This window comes from Alteromonas sp. G4i13, from assembly GCF_054960505.1.
Map to the genome: position 1 here is coordinate 77837 of NZ_JBHNYX010000006.1, position 24324 is coordinate 102160.

The following is a 24324-nucleotide window of genomic DNA, read 5'->3' on the forward strand; positions in this document are numbered from 1 at the left end:
TGAATACTTATGATTCGTGGTTATGAAACGCAAACGTGTCAGCGCGGTAAAAATGTAAGCCAACGCAGTCGGCGTAAACTTTAGAGAGAGTCGGGATAAGATGTAACTGTACTAACGATGGGATTTACTGAGAGTGCATAAAACGCTTGGCATGTAATGATCCTGCTCAGCAAACTTAGGCTAGTGCTAGTGGTGGTCGTTGTAGAAAACGGGCAGCTGCCAATGCCAGCGCATGGCGCCAAGCCTAAACAGTACGGTTGTTACAAGGGCCGCAATACCACACCACTGTGTGGCGAGTTCCATTTGCATGCCTATTCCATAAACCACGCCCCCTGCAATACAGGTCATTGCATACAGTTCGCCGTTGAGTACCAGCGGTACCTCTCGGCAAATAACGTCCCGTAACAGACCGCCAAACACGCCGGTAATGGTGCCCATGGCAACCGCCACGGCCATGCCTGTGTCGTTTGCCAAGGCTTTCTCTATGCCTACTACGTTAAAAAGCGCCAGCCCGAAAGCATCGGCAATTAATAAATAGTGAAAAGGAAAGCGTGGACTAATACGCAGCCAGATAATGGGTATAAAGGCGGCTATCAGTGTGGTGTATAAATAATCGGTATCGGCAATCCAGAAGACCGGGACATCTAACATGACATCACGCAGTGTTCCGCCGCCAATGGCGGTTGCGCTGGCAAGCACGACCACGCCAAATCCATCCATACGCTTTTGATAGGCCATCAGGGTGCCGGAAATTGCGCACACTGCAACCCCCGCTAAGTTTAACCAATGAAACCAATCAAACATCTTCTTGTACCCTTTTACTACCCTTAAAAACTCGCCATTCCTACCGCAAAATACTTGATCAGGCCTTATGTTTCATGCTATTTCTTTGCCCAATATCGAAACGTACTGTTGATATTACGGTTCGTGATATTGAGTGATGAGGTAAAGCCATAACCTCTAACGAACAACATTTCATAATTACAATGCCAATGGATATAGGTATTGTATGTCAAATATATCATATAAAACAAAGCGCTACTGATGTGTTAGCAGTTAGGCTTTGTTGCTCCTCGCTTTGAACGACCTTAGATGATGTGTTACATCATCAGTATGACATGCAATTTTGAGTAAAACAGCGCGTATTGGAAGTTAAGCCAAAGCATTACTGGTTTACCACTGTTTTTTAGTTTCACAAAAAGGTCTAGCGCCAAAACCTAGAACCTTAAATTAACGGGAAGGATTTATGCCCAAGTTACGTTCAGCAACTACCACCCAAGGTAGAAATATGGCGGGAGCTCGCGCGTTATGGCGAGCAACTGGAATGAAAGACTCTGATTTCGGCAAGCCTATTATTGCTATTGCGAACTCATTTACGCAGTTCGTACCTGGGCATGTTCACCTAAAAGATCTCGGCCAATTAGTGGCGCGCAGCGTTGAAGAAGCGGGTGGTGTGGCGAAAGAATTCAACACTATCGCAGTGGATGACGGTATCGCCATGGGGCACAGCGGTATGCTGTATAGCTTACCATCTCGAGAAATCATTGCTGATGCAGTGGAATACATGGTGAACGCACATTGCGCCGATGCCATCGTTTGTATTTCTAACTGCGACAAGATCACCCCGGGAATGCTAATGGCGTCTATGCGCTTGAACGTACCGGTCATTTTTGTGTCTGGGGGCCCAATGGAAGCGGGTAAAACCAAGCTTTCAGACCAGCTTATTAAACTAGATTTGGTTGACGCCATGGTAGCGGCTGCTGACGACAAAGTTAGCGATGCTGATACCGACGAAATTGAACGCTCAGCCTGCCCTACCTGCGGCTCATGTTCAGGGATGTTCACCGCGAACTCCATGAACTGTCTAACCGAAGCGTTAGGTTTATCCTTGCCGGGCAACGGCTCTATGCTGGCTACCCACGCCGACCGTGAAGGTTTATTTAAACAAGCGGGCAAACAAATTGTTGAGCTGTGCAAGCGTTACTACGGCGACGATGATGACAGTGTATTACCACGTAATATCGCTAACTTTAAGGCTTTTGAGAATGCCATGAGCTTGGATATTGCCATGGGTGGGTCGACCAATACCATTTTGCATCTGTTAGCAGCGGCAATGGAAGGCGAAGTGCCGTTTACTATGGCAGACATCGACAGATTGTCTCGCAAAGTGCCTCACCTATGCAAAGTGGCACCTTCAACACCCAAATACCACATGGAAGACGTACACCGAGCGGGTGGCGTTTTGGGTATTTTGAACGAGCTAAATAAGGCTGGCTTGCTGAACACCGATGTTAATCATGTTTTAGGAAAACCGCTTACCGACGTTATCAGCGAGTGGGACATCACTAACCCTGAAAACGAAGACGCTATTACCTTTTATCGCGCGGGTCCTGCGGGTATTCGCACGACAAAAGCATTTAGCCAAGATTGTCGCTGGGATGAAGCCGATGACGACCGCGAAAACGGCTGCATTCGCTCTATCGAGAATGCGTTCAGTCAAGAAGGTGGCTTAGCCGTGCTTTACGGTAATGTGGCTGAAGATGGCTGTATTGTAAAAACGGCTGGCGTAGATGAGTCTATTCTTAAATTTAACGGTACTGCCCGTATTTACGAAAGCCAAGACGACGCGGTAGCAGGTATCTTGGGCGATGAAGTAAAAGCCGGTGATGTGGTCTTCATTCGCTACGAAGGTCCTCGCGGGGGCCCGGGTATGCAAGAAATGCTATACCCAACGTCTTACTTGAAATCTAAAGGGTTAGGTAAGCACTGCGCTTTGGTAACAGACGGACGCTTTAGTGGCGGTACCAGTGGGTTGTCTATAGGTCACTGCTCACCTGAAGCCGCCAGTGGTGGTGGCATTGGCCTAGTGGAAGATGGCGATAAAATTGAAATAGATATCCCCAATAGAAGTATCAATATTGCTATTAGCGATGAAGAACTAGCAGAGCGTCGCGCGAAAATGGAAGCCAGTGATAAGCCTTGGAAGCCGAAAGATCGCGTTCGTGAAGTCTCCACATCACTTAAAACCTTTGCGGCGTTAGCAACCAGTGCCGATAAAGGTGCAGTGCGTGATGTGACTAAGCTGGAAAATCTGTAATGGCAGCCGAACACGTTAGCGATCATGAATATTTGAAGAAGATCTTACTTGCCCCTGTTTACGATGTAGCAGTGGCAAGTGAACTTTCCTATATGTCTTTGCTTTCAGCCGAGCTTGGCAATGAAATTTTTCTGAAACGCGAAGATCAGCAGCCGGTAAAAAGCTTTAAGCTGCGCGGTGCCTATAACCGTATTTGCTCACTAAGCGACGAGCAATTGCAAGCTGGCGTAATTGGCGCCTCGGCGGGTAATCATGCGCAAGGCTTAGCGTACAGTGCAAAAATGAAAGGTATTCAGGCGACTATTGTCATGCCTGAAACCACGCCTGATATCAAGGTAGACGCAGTAAGACGCTTCGGCGGTGAAAACGTAAATGTGGTATTGCATGGCACCAGCTTTGATCAAGCAAGTAGCCATGCAAAAGCATTATGTGAGACCCACGGTTATACCTTTGTTCCGCCCTTTGACGACCCCGATGTCATTGCAGGGCAAGGTACAGTCGCGCGAGAGTTGCTAGAGCAAAACCCACACCTCGATATCTTATTTATTGCTGTGGGTGGCGGTGGTTTAGCCGCTGGTATTGCGGTTTACTTAAAGCAACTAAAACCAAGCATAAAAATCGTTGCGGTAGAGTCGGAAGAATCGGCCTGTTTCATTAAAGCAAAGGCGCAAGGCGCGCCTACCGAGCTTGAAAGCGTCGGCATTTTTGCTGATGGCGTTGCTGTTAAAGTGATGGGGCAGGAAACTTTCCGTCTGTGTAATCGTTTAATTGATGAAACCATTACGGTTACTAATGATGAAATATGCGGAGCAATTAAGGATATCTTTGATGATACCCGTGTTATTGCAGAGCCTGCGGGCGCATTGTCGGTGGCGGCAATTCGCAAGTACGCTAAGCAACACGACCTCAAAGGTAAGAAGTTAGGCGGCATTCTGTGTGGCGCAAACATCAACTTTCATACCCTTCGCTATGTGTCTGAACGCTGTGAATTAGGTGAGCAGAAAGAAGCGGTCTTTGCGGTTAAAATTCCTGAAAACAAAGGTGCGTTTAAACAGTTTTGCGAGTGCGTTGGGGCAAAAGCAATCACCGAATTTAACTATCGCTATGCCAGTGAGAGCGAAGCACATATTTTCGTGGGCGTTAAGCTCAAAGGCGGGCAGCAAGAGTTCGCGGCACTGCAAAGCGACCTTGAAAGCAAAGGGTATGACTGCGTTAACTTAACCGATAATGAGTTAGCGAAGCTCCATGTTCGCCACATGGTTGGTGGCCGTCCGCCAACTATTCTCAACGAGCAAGTCTTCAGCTTTGAATTTCCTGAGCGTCCGGGTGCGCTACTGAACTTCTTAAATACGTTAGGTGAACAGTGGAATATTACCCTATTTCACTATCGCAACCATGGCGCAGCAGAAGGTTTGGTATTGGCAGGCTTTGATATCGCACCAGAAAGTAGAGATGACTTTAACCAGCATGTTGCTGAGTTAGGCTATAAGGTTGAAGAAGTAACAGACAACCCCGCCTATCGTTTTTTCCTGTCGCAACCAGCGAAGGTTTAAATAGCGAAACAGGCGAAACGAGCCTATCTCCCGTTTTCGCTTTGTATTGCTTCGCGTTAAGCGCAGGTTTACCGGGGAGCGATACGAAGCGGCACTATCTAGCGTCTATCTATCAATGAAGTATGGGGATTTTCAATGCCTGCCTAGATAGATTGACGCGCAATAAAAAGCCCATGCAGTAGCATGGGCTTTCTCTTTTTACCTAAGCTCCGTAGTGCTGGCAAATTCAGCCAGCTAGCGTCGCCTTAATTCGAAGCGTTTAGTGTAACGTTCTCCAAATGCTGCATCATTTCTGGCCAAATCAGGGCCATAACGTCAGCACGTAAGGCTTCACACTCTTCTGAGTACTTCAAGCTGCCATCTTTTTCAGAGTCCAGCCAGTGGTTTTCTTTCAATGCACTGATAAAGCTAGACAACACATTCTTATCGTAAAACTCTGGTGAGCTTAGCCCGTAGAGAGCAGATAAGCGTTCAGCCACTTGCTTACTTTCGCGCTCAAGCGCACTTCGGCTAATCACTTTTTCTTTATCAAGAATGGTCAATACCACCGCGTAACGCTGAAGCGTTTCCTGCATACATCGGCTTAACAGCCATGCTGAGTGGAATTGTTTGCAGTGTGCATCTGGCGGCAACAGTTCATCGCCCTCCTGACGCAACAATCCTTTGTTTAGTAGCGCTGTTATAAGCGCATCAGTATGCGCAAGCGCTTCATCTTGGGTAAGGTGCAAGAACAGTTCTTTTTGCAGCAACGGATAAAGCGCCGCAATAAGCTGAAAAATACTGTTCTTCGTGGTGCCTTTCTTCGCGAAGATAGATGCCATAATAAGACCTGGGATCGCGAATAAATGCAAAATGTTGTTGCGATAATAAGTAAGGTATACCGCTGATTTTGGTTGAGGACTGATCAAACGCCCATAATCGTCTTCTTTTACGTCAAAGCGGCCTAATTTCAGCGTATCGCGCAGTAGCTCTTCCGCTGATGAATCTGGAATGGTGGCATCATCGCTGAACGGTACCGCTTTAAACAAGTCCATGAAATCGCCCATTGCTTGTTTTAACTCAGCTTCACTCATGGTCTGTCGTTTAGAAGACAGTAAGCATAACGACGCTAACGCCATACCATTTAATGCCGCCGCGCGGTTAATTCGCGTCATGACATTATTGGCCAGTTCGTTAACCGCAGGTGTCAGCCACGCTGGTTTTTTCTCTGGCTCGGCATCGCGACAATCTCGCCAGTTAGGCACATGATTTTCAAGAAACTGGTTAAGCGCAATGGGTTCGCCAAAATTCACGTATCCGTGACCATAATTCTTGAGTTTACGAATAGCTGAGAACACCTGAAGGTTAGATTCTTTTTTCTTCTTAGAGCCTTTGAGTTCGTTCAAGTAGCTCTTCACTTCCATCACGTTCTCATAGCCAATATAGACAGGCACGATACTAACTGGACGGTTAACGCCTTTGAGCATGGCTTGAATGGTCATGGCTAGCATGCCCGTTTTCGGTGGGATCAAACGGCCGGTTCGGCTGCGGCCACCTTCGGGATAGTATTTTACCGAATAGCCTTTGTTAAACAGCAGCTCTAGATATTCTCTGAATACAGCTGTGTAGAGCTTGTTACCTGCAAAACTGCGGCGTAAGAAAAAAGCACCGCCACGACGGAACATTTTTCCAACCGGCCAAAAGTTCAGATTGATACCTGCAGCGATATGTGGCGTAACCATACCTTCGTGATAAATCACGTAGGTCAATAATAGGTAATCCATGTGACTACGGTGGCACGGTACGTAGATGATTTCATGACCATTAGCCGCCAATTCACGAATGCGATCGGCATGACCTACACTAATACCGTTATAAATTTTGTTCCAGATACGGGTAAGTAGCCTGTCGCCAAAACGAATTAGCCCTTCGCGGTAGTCTGCCGCGATTTCTGTGATGTAGGTTTGGGCAGTCTCTTTCGCTTTTTCATGAGACACCTTCTTGCTTCGTGATTCCTCAGCAATAGCGCGACGCACTGCATCAGAGCCCAACACACTATTATTGAGTTCTTGGCGCTCTAACAGCGTAGGGCCAGTCATGCTTTGGCGCTTTCTTTGAAAGTGAGTGCTTGCTACGCGCACAAGCTTATGTGCAATACTTTGGTCACTACCATGTTGATTGGACATCGCGCGTGCAGAAACGGCTTTAGAGTAGTTAATAAAGTTGTCGCGGCCCAAAAACAGCACAATGAACAACTTACGAAGCCAACTTGGCGCCGCTTTATCAGCAATAAGATCGCTTAAGCCTGGCTTACCACGACCCGGGGCACGGCCCCACGTCACATAGACAGGAACAACTTGTAAATCTAGGTTTTCATGGTCTCTATGCAAATGAAAGAGGTCAGTAAAAACGTCTTCAATTCCCGTATCTTTAGCCGAAGAACGGAAAAGAGGCTGGGTTTTGCGTAAAAATAAGGTCGACGAATACTCTCGCCCCGCTAATGTGAGGGTTTCTGTAGGACTAGGTAAACCTAGCGCTTTAGTCGACATTCTCAGTGCAAGTTGGTCTGTCACTGAGTTGGTGGGGAGTAGATAAACGATAGGTTTACTTTTATCTATTCCTAATTCGGTTTCAACGTTAACTGGAATGCTGTGGGCTTTAACCAGTAACTTAACAGGATAATGAAATACCGACAGAAGGGCTTTTCGCATCCACGACATGAATTATGTAATCCTATGAAATAAAAACGGGTGAAGTGTAACACAAACGCGTCACAATCTCGCGACAAGCCAATTTCATCGCTTCTCATGCTGTAATGACTATCCATAACATGGGAAGTTCAAAAGCGCCCTTCTCCTTTTCTTGTGAGTCACAGCCATTTCTATAATGGGTTCGAATACAGAGAACGTAACATTAGCTGTATTTAATTGCGGTACAGCCGGACTGTTACTACTTTTATAAGAGCAAATGAATATGAGCAAGCAGTAGTGGATGATCAAAGCCGGTTAAAGACAATTGATGACTTTATGCTCAATAGCGAAGTGCCGTTAGATCTTGATGATTTAATGATGGTGCTCGCAGAGGCATACAAGGTGCCGATCGCACTCATTGGCGTCGTCGGAGAGTTTGAAGAAACCTTTAAAGCACACTACGGAACCACTCTTTCTAAAGTCACTCGTGAACATGCGTTTTGTAGTCACGTCGTTGAAGAGCGCAAGCAGGTGGTTGTTAGCAACGCGCAAGAAGATCCACGGTTTATGCATAATCCTCTCGTCACCGGAGAACCTCACATTTGTTTCTACGCAGGAACGCCGATCGAGATAAATGATCAGGTAATCGGTGCCGTATGTTTAATTGATACCGTGCCAAGAGAAATAGACGCAAAACACTTAGAAGTTTTAGAGAGAATAGGTGCTTTGGTTAGTCAGCATATTTCGCTTTCAAGAGAACACGAAGCGCTTAAACGCGAGCATGGGCTTATTGAGAAGTCTCCTATTGTGTTGGCAACGTGGCGCTATGATACGTCGTTGAGGCTGGTGTATATCTCGAAAAATAGTGAGCGTGTATTGGGAGTTTCACCCCAAGATTTGCTCACTGGAACGGTGGCATTGAGTGAGGTGCTGTCTGAGGAGGCGGAGGGTGATTTTACCTTTGCTATGCAGGCCCACATGGAAGGTGTTGAAACGCACACCTGCCGTCTTCAGATAAGGACGCCAACGCGTACTATTTGGGTGAGCATGATATCAACGGCAAATTTTCGCGAAGACGGCATGTTGTACTCGGTTCAAGCATTTTTGTTTGACACTAGTGACCAAAAGTATGTGGAAGACAAGCTCAATAAAACCAATCAGCGGATGCGTTTATTACTCGAGGCTTCAGAGTTAGGAACATGGGACTGGAACTTGGCCGCCGATGTTAATCAAGTCAACAAGCGCTGGTGCGACATTGTTGGTCTTGAGTATGAATACTATGACAGTGGCTCCCGCTTTTTTAGACAGCTCATTCATCCCGCGGATTACGTCAAAGTTGAAAAGCAGCTCAACATGCATCTAATTGGTAAGAGCAAAGTCTTTAACACCACATTTCGCATGAAACACACTGATGGCTCTTGGGTTTGGGTTGAAAGTTATGGGAAAACCGTTGAGACAGATGCCCAAGGTAAGCCGGTTCGTATAGCTGGTATTCATAGAGATATAACGCAACGAATGGAAAGCGAACTGCATGAGAGAAAGAAAACCCAGCTCCTTCAATTTATCAATAAAACCCGGGCATCATATCTGCAAAACAATGACTTGACGATGGCGTGTCAGTCCGTATTGGCCGAACTCATAGATATCTCAGATAGCCAGTTTGCCTTCGTCGGCCAAATGAAAGGAGACGGTAGCTCATCTAGACTTTTCATTCATGCGATTTCTGAAATTGTTTGGGATAACAGTAGCTTTTCTCAATATGCAGAATACAAAAAACGAAACCTCTACTTTAGTAACTTCGACAACCTTTTTGGAACCTCAATTTTAACGGGAGAAGTTACCATTAGTAATGCGCCAAACAGTCACCCTAATTCCAAAGGTGTTCCGCACGGTCATCCGCGCATTAGCCGATTTTTAGGCCTACCTATAAAAGTGAAAGATAAAGTAGTGGGAATGGTCGGTTTAGCGAATAAGTTTGATACCTACACTGACGAAGATGCTGAGTTTCTACAGCCCTTTTTAGATGCATTGGCTGGCTTGTTCTACGCAGTAGAGCTTGAGGAAGCCCGAGCCGTTGCTGAAGAGAAGCTTAGGCATTTGGCGATGACCGATTCTTTAACGGGCCTTTATAACCGACGCGCGTTCCTTGACGAGTGCATCTCATTCTCAAAACAACATTGTCGTGGATGTGTTGCTATCGTCGATATTGATCACTTCAAAAAAGTAAACGATACCTACGGTCACGATGCTGGAGATCAGGCGCTTATTGCTGTTGCGAGAAAAATAGCTAAACATAATCAAGCGCCAAATGTCGTGGCTCGATTAGGAGGAGAAGAGTTTGCAATAGTCATGATAGGTGACAAGAAAGAAGAGATCCATAGGCAGCTAGAAGCACTGCGCATTGCTGTTGAAGAAGGAAGGGTGACCTACAAGACAGACACGATGAATTTATCGATCAGCATTGGCGCAACATTTGTTAAAGACACCTATGAGGCGGATTTCAGCGCCCTCTTATCGCTTGCTGACAAGGCGCTGTACAGAGCCAAGGAGCAGGGCAGAAACCAAGTCGTATGGAATGAATAATAATAGTATGTGGCTTCGCCTACATTAAATATAAGCGTATACGCTCAAGGCGCTGTTGCTGAATTGATAAAGTTAAGTTATAAAAAACGAATATTTTATTAAACTTAATAATTAGGCTTGTTTTGAGCTTTTAACTAAAAAGCCGACATGCCTTTTAAATCAGGGACGATGTATGAAAACTTCGCGCTTGGGTTTTTCTGGCCTTTTTTCTCTTTTAGCTCTAACTGCGTGTGGTGGTGGAGGTGGCTCTGATTCTTCTCCACCTACAAACCCACCACCTCCACCTGAGCCGACAGCACTAGAAATTTTATCAAATCCTTTAGATTACTCAGAGTCACGACTAAACTCGGCGGCAACCACCTATGCTGATGCGAACTACAGTGGAGAAACGAAAGTCTCTACTGTGGATATCAGCGCAGTACAAGAGGTTTACATCACGCTCTTTGGTGACAATACAAGTGGCTCACCCTATGTAGATCAATATGATATCTACACCTTCCTAGATGAGAACGGCAACGTTGAAGGTACGACCGAGTGCTATGAATCAGGATCAGTAACATACTCAGGTAAGCTTGATGAAGACACGGGTAAAGGAACGATTACTGTAGACTATGATCAGTGCATTCAATATTACGACTCCACTCGGTATGACGGACAATTTTCGCTAGTTATTACTGACGCAGGTGAAAACAGCTCCGAAGTAACGTCTTATTTCACTACTTTGTCTATGCTAGACGGTGGCGTGCGCACAACATTAAAAGGCTACTTAAGTGTTGATTTTCGCTACCGCCCACAAACAGGTACGTTTTATGAAGAGACGAGGCAGTATCTTACTGTCACGCACAATGGTGAAACTTACAAGGTCAGTGGCACATCAGCAGAAGGGGTGACAAACAACACCTTCGTGTCTGAACTTAATGGTTCAATCTACATTGCGTCTAAAGGCAAATTGGACTTTGCATATTCTTCTGATCAGGGCGACCTTCCCTATTCGTCATCTGGCTCGCTGGTCGTAAAAGGAGATAAAACGGCTGGAATTGACGTTATTGATGGCGCAGTTCGCTATGGCGAAGATAACAACGGCGATGATATTTACGATGTAGGTGTATACTTTAATAATCTAACAGCGTTTGCCAGCGGAAATCATACTGGCCTTGCGCTTTCAGATATCGATGCGATATCCGTACCTCCTGTAGTGAATCAGCCTTATTACTATGCCTATGAGACTGTCTATACCACAGATGAAGTCACCGTTGAGCCTGGCTACTATCATGATTCAGATACTCCCGACTCAGAGCTGGTGATTTCGTTTCGCTGGTATGTAAATGGTGTAGTCCTTGACGATGTTAATGGTACCACGCTGCCACCTTACAGCGCAGTCTTCGGTGATGAAGTTAAAGTTACCATGGTGGTGTCAGACGGTATTAACGTTGTTGAATCCCAGCCTACTTTCGTTGAGATCGGCAATTCTCCTATGACGCTCACTGCATCGAATATGCCTGAAGTAGTAACTGCGGGCGGATACGTAGAGTTTACCGTATCGATGAGTGACCCAGACAGAGTTGACGATGACGTCGCGGGAGAGCTTATTTCAGCGCCTCCCGGTGCTTCGTTAAATGCGGAAGGTCTGATGACCTGGAATGTACCTGCGAATCAACTTTTCAACGCTCAAACTTATATGTTTAGTTTCGCTAGCTTAGACGGAACTGAATCCCAACAAACGCTCGAAATCACTTCTTATGCGGACAAGGCCCCGGCTTATGCTCGTACTACTGTGATGACACCAATTTATAATCACGGCTTTGCTATTGCTTCGACCAATGGTGTAAGTGAACTTATCACGGTAAATGCTCGCAACGTGGGCGCATTTTCGCTAGAAGGCAATACGCTTAAAAATACCTATGTGTATCCGTATAAACTGCCAACTAAAGGCGAAATTAGAAGCGTGCATACCCAAGATGTTGATGGTGACAATAATGATGAAATCTACCTTCTTACTCAACAGGGATTGTCTGTAATAAAAGACCGCGAAAGTAACGCAGAAGCGGTGTTTATTATTGAAGATAGTATTATTTCTGGCTTATTTTACGACATCAATGGTGACGGAGTTGATGAAGTTGCTTATTTATATGGGAGCGAATATTACAATGCGACTTCTATTGCCATTGTAGATGTTCGCACAGGTGAGCAGTTGCAACAGTACGATATTGACAGCGTCAATAACCTTGCTTTTGGTAACGTAGATGACGACGCATCGATAGAAATGGTAACGAACAATGGTTATGTATTTGATATCGAAAGCGGTGCCAACCAATGGCTATACGGTAGCGGGTTCAGCGACGCATTTGTTGTGCTGGGTGATATGAATAACGATGGTGTAGATGAAATCATCGGTGCCGATAGTTGGAATGATATCTCAATCTACTCAGCAGTATCGAAAAGCAGTTTGGCAACGGCGGAACATGGTGACATTTGTGATATCGCCTATAGTAAAGAAAGCCCAGCTACAGAAGGAATAGTGGTTGTCTCCGAGTGTCAGTGGGGACAAGTTAGAGGTTTTGCATTAGAAGCGGGACAAATCTCTGAGCAGTGGGCTCTTAACCACAACACTTACAGTGGCATGTCACTTCTCATTGACGATTTAGACAATGACAATGTGGACGACATTATTTGGACTGGTGAGAATCAAATTTTAGTAGCGCAACAAGATGCCAACGGTGAATATGCCTTATCAGATATAAAAGGTGCGCCGCGCGCGAGTAGATATCATGCCGCGGGTTGGGCACCTTATGGCGATAATGATGAAAGAGCCGTCTTTGTTAGCGATACAAGTAGTTACGAATCATCTATTCAGATTTTATCGGTAGATAAAGAGGATAACTTTGCGATAAGTGCTGAGGTTGGCGAAGATGTCTATAACTATAGCAAACCGGTCGTTACAGACTACAACAATGACGGTGTGGGTGAGTTACTAATAGGGGCACTGGATTATAGTTCGTCGTTTAATGTCGTGAGACTTACAGATAACGCTATTCAGTGGACACTGAACAATAATCAGAATAGTGAAATTTCGTTTATTGAAGCCATTGACGTAAATAACGATAGTTACGCCGATGCAGTTATTATTGAGAACAATCGACTTAAAGCGTTTGATATCGAGAATCAGGTGCTTATCGACTCAATCATTAACGATTTTTCAATTAATGCGCTTGCTGCCTCTGAAAAAGACGGTGTGCATTATTTTGCTGTTGGGGGCTATAGTTCGCTCAAGCTCTATAAAATGCAGGATGGTGAATTTGTTGGATTGAATGAATTGGAAACCAATTGTGACCAATTGCTCACGGTAAATTTTGATAGTGATAGCGAACTTGAATTTGCGTGTTTAAATAGAAACTACAACACCATCAATGTTTATGACGTGGCGAGCGATGCATTAGAACTCAAAGACGCTATAGCACCGTCATTCTACCCTCAGTATATAGCGGCTGTTCCAACGACGTCGTCTAATCAGTCGATTCTCGCTATCTACCAGCCTAACGAGAATGACTATTCGTACAATTATTATGACAGCATCGCATATCGCGTGGTTGAGGTTGATAATAAAGGCAATGTGGTGTGGCAAAGCCCTGGACTTGGGCTCGATAATGTTGAAGGCATGCGCACACGTCAAAATAGTGATGGGGAGCTGGAGTTACAAATTAGTAACCCGAACATGGCTCTTCTCGTAAAATAAGAGGAAAGCACTTGTCGTAGGCTATTGCAGATCGCAAAAGACGCGGCAAGTGCTTGTTATTTAGTTTTAGGTGTATATACTTACAGGAACTGTATGAACAGACAGGTCTTTTATGCGCCCACTCACAGCTCGACAAACCGAAGTTTTAGAACTTATTAAAACAACCATGTTAGAAACGGGAATGCCGCCTACTCGTGCGGAAATAGCCCGTCAGCTTGGCTTTCGTTCTGCTAATGCAGCAGAGGAACATTTGAAAGCATTGGCGCGTAAAGGCGTGATTGAAATTTTGCCTGGTACGTCTCGTGGCATTAAGCTCAATATCCCTCTTGATAACGACGCACAAGAAGAAGAAGGCCTACCGTTAATTGGGCGTGTTGCAGCCGGTGAGCCGATCTTGGCGCAAGAGCATGTTGAATCGCACTACAAAGTCGATCCTGCACTGTTTCAACCCCATGCCGACTTTTTGCTACGCGTTAACGGTATGAGCATGAAAGACATTGGTATTTTAGACGGTGATCTTCTCGCTGTTCATCGCACCACTGATGTTCACAACGGTCAGGTGGTTGTGGCGCGTGTAGATGAAGACGTCACCGTAAAGCGTCTAGAGAAACGCGGGCGTGAAGTATTGCTTCATGCTGAGAATGATGAGTTTGCACCAATAAAAGTTGATTTAGCGACTGAACATTTTGCGATAGAAGGCATTGCGGTGGGTGTGATCAGAAACGCTGACTGGATGTAGTATTTTAGCTTGTTTGTATAAAAGCGGCGCGTTAGCCGCTTTTTTTATGTCTTTTGTTCCTGTTTTTTTCTTCAATCTGCCAACTTAGGTTTTATCCTGCCTAGCAAACCTGTTGGTTTTCTGCGCGCTTATTTTTATCATTACTCACGTTATTCTTTCTATGAATGCTTCAAGTATTTTCCATTTTTTATTTTGAATTTTGTTTGAAATCGACATTGAGTCATCGATTACTTATTGATTTCTTAACTAGTTAGTCGAGCATTTACTTTAACCCCGTGTTCAAAATGCCTGTTTGATTCCAAGGGCATCCCACAGCAATGGCTTTCTCTTTTTGCACGTGAAATCCCCCGCGACCATTTTAGTAAATGATTAAAAATTAACCACTTCGTTAAATTTTTAATAGAAAAGACTAGACGGCGCGACATTATTGCGCAATTCTTATACAGAGATTAACAAAATAATAACAATGACTCTAAATTTGTTTTACAAGTTGAGGTTATGGGTCAATCGTTCGCAAACCATTTGGTAGGGCATCGCGCAAATTAATCAGCGTCTTTGACCACGCCATTACGGAGGTGCTGAGTGAAACAACTAACGACCGTTTTCGCAAAATGGTGTTCTAGTATACCAATTTTGCTTTTTTCCCCTTTGCTTTTTGCGCAAGAAGCAAGCGAAGAAGCCTCTTCGCTTAATTTGAGACGCGGTGCTACCGACATCAGTGGGCAGGTATACGACCTCCATATGTTGATGTTCTTCATTTGTGTAGGTATCGCGGTTGTAGTTTTTGGCGTGATGTTCGCCTCAATGTATCTACATAGAAAGTCCCGTGGCGCCAAGCCAGCTAATTTTCACGAAAACGTGAAGGTGGAAATTGCTTGGACCGTTATTCCTTTCCTTATTCTTATTTTCATGGCGGTACCCGCAGCGAATACCCTAATTGCTATGGAAGACACGTCTGAGCCTGACATGACGGTGTTAGTAACAGGCTCTCAATGGAAATGGCATTACAAGTACATGGATAGCGATGTAGAGTTTTATTCTTTACTCGCCACTCAGCGCGAGCAAATAGAAAACAAATTTCAGAAAACAGATAACTACCTGCTGGAAGTTGACCGTCCCTTGGTTATTCCTACTGGGAAAAAAGTACGCTTTCTTATTACCTCTGACGACGTTATCCACTCTTGGTGGGTTCCTGACTTTGCCGTGAAAAAAGATGCCAACCCCGGCTTTATTAACGAGTCTTGGGCCAAGGTGAATGAGCCGGGTATTTATCGCGGACAGTGCGCAGAGCTTTGTGGTAAAGACCATGGCTATATGCCGGTTGTGGTAATTGCTAAAGAACCCGCCGAGTTTGAAAAGTGGATGGGCGAACAAGAAGAGATTGTTCGTAAAGCAAAAGAAGAAGAGCAGCGTCTACTTTCTATGAATATGTCTATGGATGAACTGATGAAAGAGGGCGAGCGAGTATACAACGCAACGTGCGCTGCTTGCCATATGCCAAATGGTGAAGGTTTACCTGGCGTGTTCCCGGCATTAAAAGGCAGCAAAATGGCGCTGGAGGATCAGCAGGGCCATATTGACATAGTGCTTCATGGTAAGTCGGGGACGGCCATGCAAGCGTTTGGAAAAATGCTAAGTCTTAAGGAAATTGCCGCAGTTATTACATACGAGCGAAATGCTTGGGGAAATAAAACTGGCGATATGGTTCAAGCCAAAGATGTAAACGCAGTGGCAAACGGAAACTAGGAGCAGACAATGAGCAAAGCAACTGAAGTTATTTCGCCAGATACCTCTGCGCCTCATGACGGTCACCTACATGATGACCATGAACACCACGATCATATTCCTAAAGGGATAACGCGTTGGTTGTTTACCACTAACCACAAAGACATAGGCACACTTTACCTGTGGTTTGCCTTTATTATGTTTTTAGTTGGTGGTGCGATGGCCATGGTGATCCGCGCTGAACTATTCCAACCCGGTCTACAAATTGTAGAGCCAAACTTCTTTAACCAAATGACTACGGTACACGGGCTTATCATGGTATTTGGTGCAGTAATGCCAGCCTTTACTGGGCTCGCAAACTGGCTTATTCCCATGATGATCGGCGCACCTGACATGGCGTTACCGCGCATGAATAACTGGAGCTTCTGGATTTTACCAGGAGCCTTTCTCATTCTATTGAGCTCGCTCTTTATGGAAGGCGGCGGCCCTGCTTTTGGATGGACTTTCTACGCGCCCCTTTCAACGACTTACAGTGGCGATTCGACAGCGTTGTTTGTGTTCTCTGTTCACATTATGGGTATTTCATCCATTATGGGTGCGATTAACGTGATTGTGACCATCTTTAATATGCGTGCGCCAGGCATGACCTGGATGAAAATGCCGCTGTTTGTATGGACGTGGCTTATCACGGCATTCTTGCTGATTGCGGTAATGCCAGTGCTCGCCGGTGCGGTTACCATGGTGTTAACTGATAAGTTCTTTGGCACGAGCTTTTTTGATGCTGCTGGTGGCGGCGACCCGGTTATGTTCCAGCATATTTTCTGGTTCTTCGGGCACCCTGAAGTGTACATTATGATCTTGCCCGCTTTCGGCATTATCTCGCAAATTGTTCCTACCTTCTCTCGAAAGCAGCTGTTTGGATACGCGTCTATGGTTTACGCCACGGCGTCGATTGCGCTGCTCTCTTTTGTTGTATGGGCTCACCATATGTTCACCACGGGCATGCCGGTGTACATGGAAATGTTTTTCATGTTTGCCACCATGCTTATCTCGGTGCCTACTGGTGTAAAAGTGTTTAACTGGGTGGCGACCATGTGGCGCGGCTCACTGAGCTTCGAAATGCCAATGATGTTCGCTATTGCCTTTATTGTGCTGTTCACCATTGGTGGGTTGTCAGGGCTAATGTTGGCGATCACGCCCGTGGACTTCCAATATCACGACACTTACTTCGTTGTAGCCCATTTCCACTATGTACTGGTAACTGGCGCGGTCTTTTCCATCATGGCTGCGGTGTATTACTGGTTGCCTAAATGGACGGGAAAAATGTATGACACAGCTTTAGCTAAATGGCATTTCTGGTGCTCACTGGTATCGGTCAATGTGTTGTTCTTCCCTATGCACTTTGTGGGTTTGGCTGGTATGCCACGCCGTATTCCTGACTATGCATTGCAGTTCGCTGATTTTAATAAATGGATAAGCCTGGGTGGTTTTGCATTCGGTTTATCTCAGCTCATCTTTCTTGCCCTGCTTATCAAGGCATGCAAAAAGCAAGGTGAGCCGGTATCAGCGCAAGTTTGGGACGGCGCAGAAGGATTGGAATGGGAAATTCCATCACCCGCTCCTTATCACACGTTTGAAACGCCACCTGTCGTTAAGTAACGGTAGGTGGAGTTGTGAATAGGTCATTCCTTTCAACCGGCAAAAGCCGATGGGAATGACATTCACACATTGCAGGTGGTGAGGGAGATAAACGACTAAGTAAGCGTTTACCAACCTTCATCTATGGATTTACCCGGAGGTCACGTGATGTCACAGCAAAGCGCAAACAACAAGATGGTTATTAAACTTGTTGCTATTGTCATTGGCATGTTTGGCTTCGGCTTTGCCCTTGTTCCCTTGTACGACGTATTTTGCGACGTTACGGGAATTAACGGAAAAACCGAAGGCACGGCTGCGGTTTATCAATCGGTTGAGATTGATGAGTCGCGAGAAGTGACCGTCGAGTTTATTACTCGCACAAATACCGGTATGCCCTGGGAGTTTCGTGCTGAAACCAAGCGCGTGAAAGTGCACCCTGGCGAACTTAATACGGTATCGTTTTATGTGAGAAACCCTGCATCAAGCAATATCGTAGCTCAGGCCATTCCCTCTGTATCCCCCGGAACGGCAGCACTGTACCTGAACAAGACTGAATGCTTCTGCTTCAATCAGCAGCCATTAGATGCGGGTAGTGAAGCCTATATGCCCATGCAGTTTTATGTAGACCCTCAGCTACCTGAAGAAATTACGTTTTTTACCTTGCAGTACACACTCTATGACGTCACAGCGCGAGCCAGTGACCTAACGACAACACCGAATCCCTTTATGGCTTCAACACCATCAAATGGCGAATAGGCCGAAGGGGTAAGGAGAAGAAAATGCAACCCGAAGTACAGAATCACGAATACCAAAAATATTATGTACCCGCACAAAGTCCATGGCCCATCGTAGGGGCCGTTGCTCTATTTCTTATCGCCGTAGGTGCGGGCAATTATGTGGTGCAAGCAACCAAAGGTGAAACAGGCTATGGCGGTCATATCCTTTTAGCGGGGATAGCAGTATTGCTCGTTATGCTTGTAGGTTGGTTTAAAAATCAAATAGATGAATCTATGGCAGGGCTTTACAGCGATCAGCTGGGGCGTTCATATCGACAAGGTATGAGCTGGTTTATCTTTTCAGAGGTGATGTTTTTCGCTGCGTTTTTCGGCGCCCTCTACTACGCGAGATTTATTTCCGTTCCGTGGCTGGGCGGCGCATCGAATAACGCTATGACCAATGAGGTCTTATGGCCGACCTTTGAGGCCATGTGGCCGCTGGTGTCAACGCCAGGCGGCACTACCACACAGGAAATGAGTGCTGCGGGGTTGCCCACAATCAACACGGTTATCTTGCTTATCTCATCTATTACACTGCACTTCGCTCATGTGGGACTAGAGCAAAACAAACGCAAACAGCTAACCCTAATGCTGGGTATCACTATCTTACTTGGATGTGGGTTCTTGTTCCTACAGGTAGAAGAGTACATACATGCGTATCGCGACTTGGGGCTTACGCTTCAGTCAGGCATTTACGGCAACACCTTCTTTATGCTCACAGGGTTTCACGGCATGCATGTGACCCTTGGCACCATCATTCTAATTGTATTGTTTTTTAGGGTCTTGAAAGGCCATTTCACGCCTGAAAACCACTTCGCGTTTCAGGCGGGGAGCTGGTACTGGCACTTTGTAGATGTAGTGTGGGTCATGCTCTACATCTTTGTTTACGTACTTTAAAAGGGAGCCCCAAACTCAGTAAGGCCTTGGGTTTGGGGTAATTAGACCGGTACCAATAGCGATAAGAATAATAATAACAATGACGGCAGAAGTGAGCACGCGTCGACCAATGTACTTACTCATAGGCCCTTTTGATGTGTCATTTTTCATCATGATTCGCATCGCCATGAACAAATTCACAATCATGTACAGCACCAACGCAACAAGGACTATTTTTATCAACATATTCACCTCTGTTTTTATTCTAATTTTGCATGGTGCGAAATAATCATGTTTTCTCGCACTCGCCACGTTATTCCTTGGTTACTCACGGGCTTTAGTGTGGCGATTATGTGCGGTTTAGGGTACTGGCAACTTGATCGCATGGTCCAAAAGCAACAACGTTTAGCTAGCATAGCGCAAAAGCAAAGTAATGGAACCTTGAGTTTAGAAGAGGCGTTGTCTCATGATGATCCTCGGGATATTACCGTATCGTTCAGCGGTGCAATAGACGCTAACCATGTGTTGCTATTAGATAATCAGATTCACAATCAGCGGGTAGGTTTCGATGTCATCGTACCGGTAAATACCAATGTCGGGTGGCTCTTGGTTAACTTTGGCTGGGTGCCTGCGCCAGACTTAACGCGCACGCTACCGGAAATAAGTTTTACAAGCCAAACGCGCGAATTAATCGGCGTGCTTAGCGTGCCGGGTAACAACCCCTTAGTGAAAGAAACCAACATGGCTTTGTCGCAAAGCCCCGCGCTGGTACAACACATAGAATTCCCTGCACTAAGCAACGCCTTAGAGCGCAAACTTTTACCCTTTATTCTTCACCTTACCACGCCTGACCCCGCGTTTATTCGTGAACATCAGGCCGTCGTAATGTCTCCTGAAAAGCACCTTGGCTATGCAGTTCAATGGTTTGGTTTAGCCATTGCCGCTGCAGCCATTGGCGGCTTTGCAATTAGTAAGAAAGGACGTAGTTATGAGTAATGCTGCTTCGAAAAAAACATTAATTATTATGGTAGCCGTGTTTGTTTTACCTGTTGTTTTGGCAAAGCTCGCACTTGATAACGATTGGTTTACTAAAGGCGCGACAAATAAAGGTCAGCTGCTCGCGCCGACCATCGACATGAGTGCGCTTTTAGAAAACGCGGAACCTAAATGGCGTTTGTTGTATGTGATGCCAAGTAAATGTGACGCAGTGTGCGAGAACGCACTTTTTAGCATTAACCAAGTGTGGCTTGCGCTAGGTAAAGAATCGGACCGTGCTCAAGCAGTGGTCGTTACTACCGCTTCAAGCGACCAAACTGCGATAGCCGCGCTAGAAGACTACCCTTTTGTCGAAACCTTACCCGTTACTACACCAACGGCGCTCGCCTCTAGCAGTGTTTATATTGTTGATACGCAAAATAACGCCATGCTCTTTTACGACATTAAAGACGATAGAAAAGACGCCGTGATGGAAAGCCGCAACATGCTTGCAGATATGAGAAAGCTCCTTAAATTATCGCGTATAGGATAATGGCCATGAAAAAATTAACCCTATTTAGTATTTTTTTGGCGGCGGTCGTTATTATTCTCGGTGCGTATACGCGTTTGACCGACGCGGGGCTAGGATGCCCCGACTGGCCTGGATGCTACGGTAATTTAACCGTGCCTTTGAGTGAGGAAAAAGTGGCACAAGCCAACGCCGCTTTTCCCGAACGTCCAGTTGAGGCGTTTAAGGCGTGGAATGAAATGATTCACCGCTATTTTGCAGGAACGCTGGGGCTGTGTGTACTGGCTATTGCCATTATTGCTATTCGGCAGCGCGACAAAGGCACGCCCGTTAAATTACCTCTGTTACTGCTGGGGCTTATTATCTTCCAGGCAGCACTTGGTATGTGGACCGTGACGCTCAATCTGCTTCCCGTCGTAGTTATGGGGCATTTGCTGGGGGGCTTCTCTGTACTCTCTTGCCTGTTTATTCTCTACCTCCGCTTGCGCAACACCGCAGGCGATGCGTCGAAAACTAAACAAACGCCCATAGCGTCAGCTATGCATGATCAGGATATTACCGACTTACCTCAAGCCAAAGTCTTTCAGCGAAACCTTAAACTTTTCGCCTTCATTGGGCTTGGCGTGCTTGTTACCCAGATTGCTCTTGGTGGATGGACTTCTGCCAATTATGCTGCGTTGGCCTGTACGGAAATGCCGGTCTGTGAAAGCGGTTGGCAGGAAAGAATTGATTTGGCAGGTGCATTCAGTGTGCCTGATGCAGACAACTATGAGTTTGGTGCTCACGATTATGGCGAACGAGTTACCATGCACATAGTGCATAGGCTCGGCGCGGTCATCACGTTTTTATACTTGCTAGCACTAGGTATAAGTGTGTTGGTAAGCCGCTACACCACAAGTAAACAAAAATATGTGGGTGCGTTTATGTTGGTAGCATTGTGCACGCAAGTGGCATTAGGACTTAGCAACATTATCTTTATGCTGCCACTGGCTGTCGCTGTAATGCATAACGCGGTCGCAGCCGTGTTACTTCTCTCCCTACTCAACCTCATTTTTACCGTATTTTTGGCACTAGAAAGCGATAACGTCTTCGGTACAGAAAAACGAAATACAGGCTCATTCTCAAGTTCGAAACCACTGCAGGGTGCAGGTGCATTTAGCATCCACGAAGCGCCTTTGCACGACCCTTTAAACGCGTCAACGTCTTCTCATATTCTCCCTAAAGCTCCAGGAGGTTTCCATGGCTAAATCGGTCTCTTTACATGCGCGCACTTCACGTCAGCACAATGTAGTCACGTGGCGAGATTACTATGAAATGACTAAACCTAATGTCGTCATGTTGTTGCTGTTAACCGCGTTAGTAGGCATGTGTTTAGCTACACCTTCGTGGGTAAACGCAACCGTACTTATCTGTGGCTTATTGGGTATTGGTATGTTGTCTGCGTCTGCTGCCGTTATTAATCACGTTGTCGACCATAAGATAGATAGTGTGATGGCGCGTACTTTTAATCGCCCCGTCGCAAAAGGCAAGGTTAGCGTAAACAACGCGCTGTGGTTCGCAGGCGTTTTAGGTGTGGTTGGATTTGTAGTGTTAGCTCTTTTTGTGAATATGCTAACCGCGTGGTTAACCTTAGCAAGTCTAGTAGGCTACGCGTTTATCTACACGATGTATTTAAAGCGAGCGACACCGCAAAACATCGTGATTGGCGGTTTAGCAGGGGCTGCTCCACCGCTTCTAGGTTGGACCGCGGTTACAGGGGAAATACATGCCCATGCCCTGCTTTTAGTGCTGATTATCTTTACCTGGACGCCGCCGCATTTTTGGGCGCTCGCTATTCATAGAGAAAAAGATTACGCCAAAGCGAAGGTGCCCATGCTGCCGGTAACCCACGGTGTGTCATTTACGAAAACGTCAGTGTTGCTGTATACAGTATTGTTGGGGCTGGTATGTTTGCTGCCCTACCTTACAGGCATGAGCGATCTCATTTATTTGATTGGCTCAAGTGTGCTTAACATTGGGTTTTTATACTATGCATTAAAGTTAAAATTCGATGCAGAGCCACAAACTGCAATGAAAACTTTTAGGTTTTCAATTATTCATCTCATGGTATTGTTTGTCGTATTACTCTTAGATCACTACATACCACTGAGTTTATGAATCAACGAACTACCGTCGGCCTTGTTGCATTTTTAGCGCTATGTGCAGGCATCGTAGGGGCGCTGTATATCGCGCCCCCAAATGTCGAAAGTCAGCCTGAATACTTTCAGACTTACCCAGAGCCGAGAGCATTATCACCGTTTTCACTTACATCTCATGAAGGTGAAGTGTTTGATAATTCGTCGCTTGAAGGGCAGTGGAGCTTAGTATTTGTGGGCTATACCTTCTGCCCCGATATTTGTCCAACTACCATGGCTGAGTTGAACGGTATATATCCTGAACTAAAAGCATTAAATAGTGTCAAACCTATTCGAATTGTTTTTGTATCCGTTGATCCAAATCGCGATTCAATTGAAAGACTTTCAGAGTATGTGAGCTATTTTAATGAGGAGTTCATTGCCGTAACTGGAGAGCACAAGGCGCTATTCCCGTTTGTACGTAATTTAGGAATGATGTATGCCATTGCTGAAAGTACCGATAACCCCAACTATTTAGTTGATCACAGTGCATCTGTCGTACTTGTCGACCCTGAAGCTAGGGTGATAGGAAGATTCAAACCAAAAAGAGAGCCAGGAAAGCTATCGATAAGTGATTCCCAGCAAATATTGGCTGATATGCCAATAATAATCTCGAAGCAGTAATATGGAAATCAAAATAAGGCAAGGTGTAGCATCTGATGCTGCGCAAACTACGCCGCTTATATTGAATGCGGCGCAGTCTTTGTTAACGTCTATTTTTGGACAAAATAAAAATAAAACAGCTGAGGGCTACCTGTCTCATGCATGGGAACTCGGTGGCGGGCAATATGGCTTTAAGAATCATTGGGTGGCGTGTAGCGGTGACGAAGTACTCGGTGTTGTGACCTCTTGGCACAGCAAACTCGGTGCAACATTTGATAGGGCGACCCTTGATAGCATCACATCGTACTTTACCCTCGATGAGGCTATGACAGTGCTCATGCGCAATCAGACCGTGGCCATCAATCTTACGCCGCCTACTAATACCGAACTCATGATAGGCCATCTCTCTGTTGAAGAAAGTGCCCGTCGAACGGGCGTGGGAACGATACTGGTAGATGCTATGCAAGCGCGAGCAGAAAAACTGAATAAACGTAAAGTGGTACTAGATGTTGAAGTGTCGAACGTGCCAGCCATTCGTTTCTATCAGCGCCATAGTTTTGTGGAAGAGTCGATAAATAAAGGCTTTATTCGATTTTCTAAACCTGTATAGGTAAACGTTTCCTTATATAAGCGCGAGCCCAATCGATATGCGCT

Annotated in this window: 18 protein-coding genes; 15 read left to right on the forward strand and 3 right to left on the reverse strand. The window is 45.7% G+C overall.

The window, feature by feature from the left end; translation table 11 throughout:
• Positions 1–186: 186 nt before the first annotated feature.
• On the reverse strand, positions 187–804 hold the full coding sequence (locus ACFI6J_RS04350) for a trimeric intracellular cation channel family protein (protein WP_014951393.1): 618 nt from the start codon (positions 802–804) through the stop codon (positions 187–189).
• Between the two features lie 442 nt (positions 805–1246).
• Between ACFI6J_RS04350 and ilvD the strand changes: the two genes are divergently transcribed.
• Together ilvD and ilvA are read left to right on the forward strand one after the other, a co-directional pair.
• Complete coding sequence (ilvD, locus tag ACFI6J_RS04355) at positions 1247–3097, forward strand: dihydroxy-acid dehydratase (protein ID WP_283626660.1); 1851 nt, start codon at positions 1247–1249, stop codon at positions 3095–3097.
• On the forward strand, positions 3097–4650 hold the full coding sequence (gene ilvA, locus ACFI6J_RS04360) for a threonine ammonia-lyase, biosynthetic (RefSeq protein ID WP_014977809.1): 1554 nt from the start codon (positions 3097–3099) through the stop codon (positions 4648–4650). Before ilvD ends, ilvA begins: the two co-directional genes overlap by 1 nt.
• Before the next feature lie 245 nt (positions 4651–4895).
• Here ilvA and plsB read toward each other — a convergent pair whose 3' ends face one another.
• A complete protein-coding gene (gene plsB, locus ACFI6J_RS04365; RefSeq protein WP_014951390.1) occupies positions 4896–7349 on the reverse strand; it encodes a glycerol-3-phosphate 1-O-acyltransferase PlsB in 2454 nt (817 codons plus the stop codon).
• Between the two features lie 267 nt (positions 7350–7616).
• Between plsB and ACFI6J_RS04370 the strand changes: the two genes are divergently transcribed.
• From ACFI6J_RS04370 to ACFI6J_RS04400, 7 genes are all read left to right on the forward strand, one after another.
• Positions 7617–9902: a sensor domain-containing diguanylate cyclase gene (locus tag ACFI6J_RS04370; protein WP_462555331.1), complete on the forward strand. Its 2286-nt coding sequence runs from the start codon at positions 7617–7619 to the stop codon at positions 9900–9902.
• Positions 9903–10074: 172 nt separating this feature from the next.
• Positions 10075–13635, forward strand: a complete 3561-nt coding sequence (locus ACFI6J_RS04375; RefSeq protein WP_462555330.1) for a COG1470 family protein — start codon at positions 10075–10077, stop codon at positions 13633–13635.
• 112 nt (positions 13636–13747) lie between these two features.
• The gene (gene lexA / locus ACFI6J_RS04380) at positions 13748–14374 is read left to right on the forward strand and encodes a transcriptional repressor LexA (protein WP_014951387.1); all 627 of its coding nucleotides are present in this window, start codon (positions 13748–13750) and stop codon (positions 14372–14374) included.
• A 582-nt stretch (positions 14375–14956) separates the two neighbouring features.
• Complete coding sequence (gene coxB / locus ACFI6J_RS04385) at positions 14957–16120, forward strand: cytochrome c oxidase subunit II (protein ID WP_462555328.1); 1164 nt, start codon at positions 14957–14959, stop codon at positions 16118–16120.
• A 9-nt stretch (positions 16121–16129) separates the two neighbouring features.
• Positions 16130–17758: a cytochrome c oxidase subunit I gene (ctaD, locus tag ACFI6J_RS04390; protein WP_014951385.1), complete on the forward strand. Its 1629-nt coding sequence runs from the start codon at positions 16130–16132 to the stop codon at positions 17756–17758.
• A 147-nt stretch (positions 17759–17905) separates the two neighbouring features.
• Complete coding sequence (locus tag ACFI6J_RS04395) at positions 17906–18493, forward strand: cytochrome c oxidase assembly protein (protein WP_014951384.1); 588 nt, start codon at positions 17906–17908, stop codon at positions 18491–18493.
• A gap of 23 nt (positions 18494–18516) precedes the next feature.
• Complete coding sequence (locus ACFI6J_RS04400) at positions 18517–19410, forward strand: cytochrome c oxidase subunit 3 (protein ID WP_014951383.1); 894 nt, start codon at positions 18517–18519, stop codon at positions 19408–19410.
• A 15-nt stretch (positions 19411–19425) separates the two neighbouring features.
• On the opposite strand, the gene ACFI6J_RS04405 is transcribed toward ACFI6J_RS04400, so the two are convergent.
• On the reverse strand, positions 19426–19635 hold the full coding sequence (locus ACFI6J_RS04405; RefSeq protein ID WP_039221374.1) for a DUF2909 domain-containing protein: 210 nt from the start codon (positions 19633–19635) through the stop codon (positions 19426–19428).
• A gap of 45 nt (positions 19636–19680) precedes the next feature.
• Here ACFI6J_RS04405 and ACFI6J_RS04410 point away from each other — a divergent pair, with 45 nt between their 5' ends.
• The 6 genes from ACFI6J_RS04410 to ACFI6J_RS04435 are packed head-to-tail and all read left to right on the forward strand — an operon-like array spanning position 19681 to position 24280.
• A complete protein-coding gene (locus ACFI6J_RS04410; protein ID WP_014951381.1) occupies positions 19681–20385 on the forward strand; it encodes an SURF1 family protein in 705 nt (234 codons plus the stop codon).
• Positions 20378–20917 (forward strand): hypothetical protein, encoded by a 540-nt coding sequence (locus ACFI6J_RS04415; protein ID WP_014951380.1) that lies wholly within the window; start codon positions 20378–20380, stop codon positions 20915–20917. The genes ACFI6J_RS04410 and ACFI6J_RS04415 overlap by 8 nt, the downstream gene beginning before the upstream one ends.
• 5 nt (positions 20918–20922) lie before the next feature.
• A complete protein-coding gene (locus ACFI6J_RS04420) occupies positions 20923–22140 on the forward strand; it encodes a COX15/CtaA family protein (RefSeq protein ID WP_462555326.1) in 1218 nt (405 codons plus the stop codon).
• Positions 22133–23050 carry a heme o synthase gene (gene cyoE, locus ACFI6J_RS04425; protein ID WP_014980735.1) on the forward strand — a complete coding sequence of 306 codons (918 nt, stop codon included), beginning with the start codon at positions 22133–22135 and terminating at the stop codon, positions 23048–23050. Before ACFI6J_RS04420 ends, cyoE begins: the two co-directional genes overlap by 8 nt.
• Complete coding sequence (locus ACFI6J_RS04430) at positions 23047–23691, forward strand: SCO family protein (RefSeq protein WP_462555325.1); 645 nt, start codon at positions 23047–23049, stop codon at positions 23689–23691. Before cyoE ends, ACFI6J_RS04430 begins: the two co-directional genes overlap by 4 nt.
• Position 23692: 1 nt before the next feature.
• Entirely contained in the window at positions 23693–24280 is a 588-nt protein-coding gene (locus ACFI6J_RS04435; protein WP_014951376.1) for a GNAT family N-acetyltransferase, read from the forward strand.
• The last annotated feature ends 44 nt before the right edge of the window (positions 24281–24324 follow it).

Coding starts and splice junctions, on each gene's coding strand:
- ACFI6J_RS04405 (WP_039221374.1), bottom strand. CDS start 19,635: ATGTTGATAAAAATAGTCCTTGTTGCGTTGGTGCTGTACATGATTGTG.
- ACFI6J_RS04410 (WP_014951381.1), top strand. CDS start 19,681: ATGTTTTCTCGCACTCGCCACGTTATTCCTTGGTTACTCACGGGCTTT.
- ctaD (WP_014951385.1), top strand. CDS start 16,130: ATGAGCAAAGCAACTGAAGTTATTTCGCCAGATACCTCTGCGCCTCAT.
- ACFI6J_RS04420 (WP_462555326.1), top strand. CDS start 20,923: ATGAAAAAATTAACCCTATTTAGTATTTTTTTGGCGGCGGTCGTTATT.
- ACFI6J_RS04400 (WP_014951383.1), top strand. CDS start 18,517: ATGCAACCCGAAGTACAGAATCACGAATACCAAAAATATTATGTACCC.
- lexA (WP_014951387.1), top strand. CDS start 13,748: ATGCGCCCACTCACAGCTCGACAAACCGAAGTTTTAGAACTTATTAAA.
- ACFI6J_RS04415 (WP_014951380.1), top strand. CDS start 20,378: ATGAGTAATGCTGCTTCGAAAAAAACATTAATTATTATGGTAGCCGTG.
- ilvD (WP_283626660.1), top strand. CDS start 1,247: ATGCCCAAGTTACGTTCAGCAACTACCACCCAAGGTAGAAATATGGCG.
- ilvA (WP_014977809.1), top strand. CDS start 3,097: ATGGCAGCCGAACACGTTAGCGATCATGAATATTTGAAGAAGATCTTA.
- ACFI6J_RS04350 (WP_014951393.1), bottom strand. CDS start 804: ATGTTTGATTGGTTTCATTGGTTAAACTTAGCGGGGGTTGCAGTGTGC.
- ACFI6J_RS04430 (WP_462555325.1), top strand. CDS start 23,047: ATGAATCAACGAACTACCGTCGGCCTTGTTGCATTTTTAGCGCTATGT.
- ACFI6J_RS04395 (WP_014951384.1), top strand. CDS start 17,906: ATGTCACAGCAAAGCGCAAACAACAAGATGGTTATTAAACTTGTTGCT.
- ACFI6J_RS04435 (WP_014951376.1), top strand. CDS start 23,693: ATGGAAATCAAAATAAGGCAAGGTGTAGCATCTGATGCTGCGCAAACT.
- plsB (WP_014951390.1), bottom strand. CDS start 7,349: ATGTCGTGGATGCGAAAAGCCCTTCTGTCGGTATTTCATTATCCTGTT.
- ACFI6J_RS04375 (WP_462555330.1), top strand. CDS start 10,075: ATGAAAACTTCGCGCTTGGGTTTTTCTGGCCTTTTTTCTCTTTTAGCT.
- cyoE (WP_014980735.1), top strand. CDS start 22,133: ATGGCTAAATCGGTCTCTTTACATGCGCGCACTTCACGTCAGCACAAT.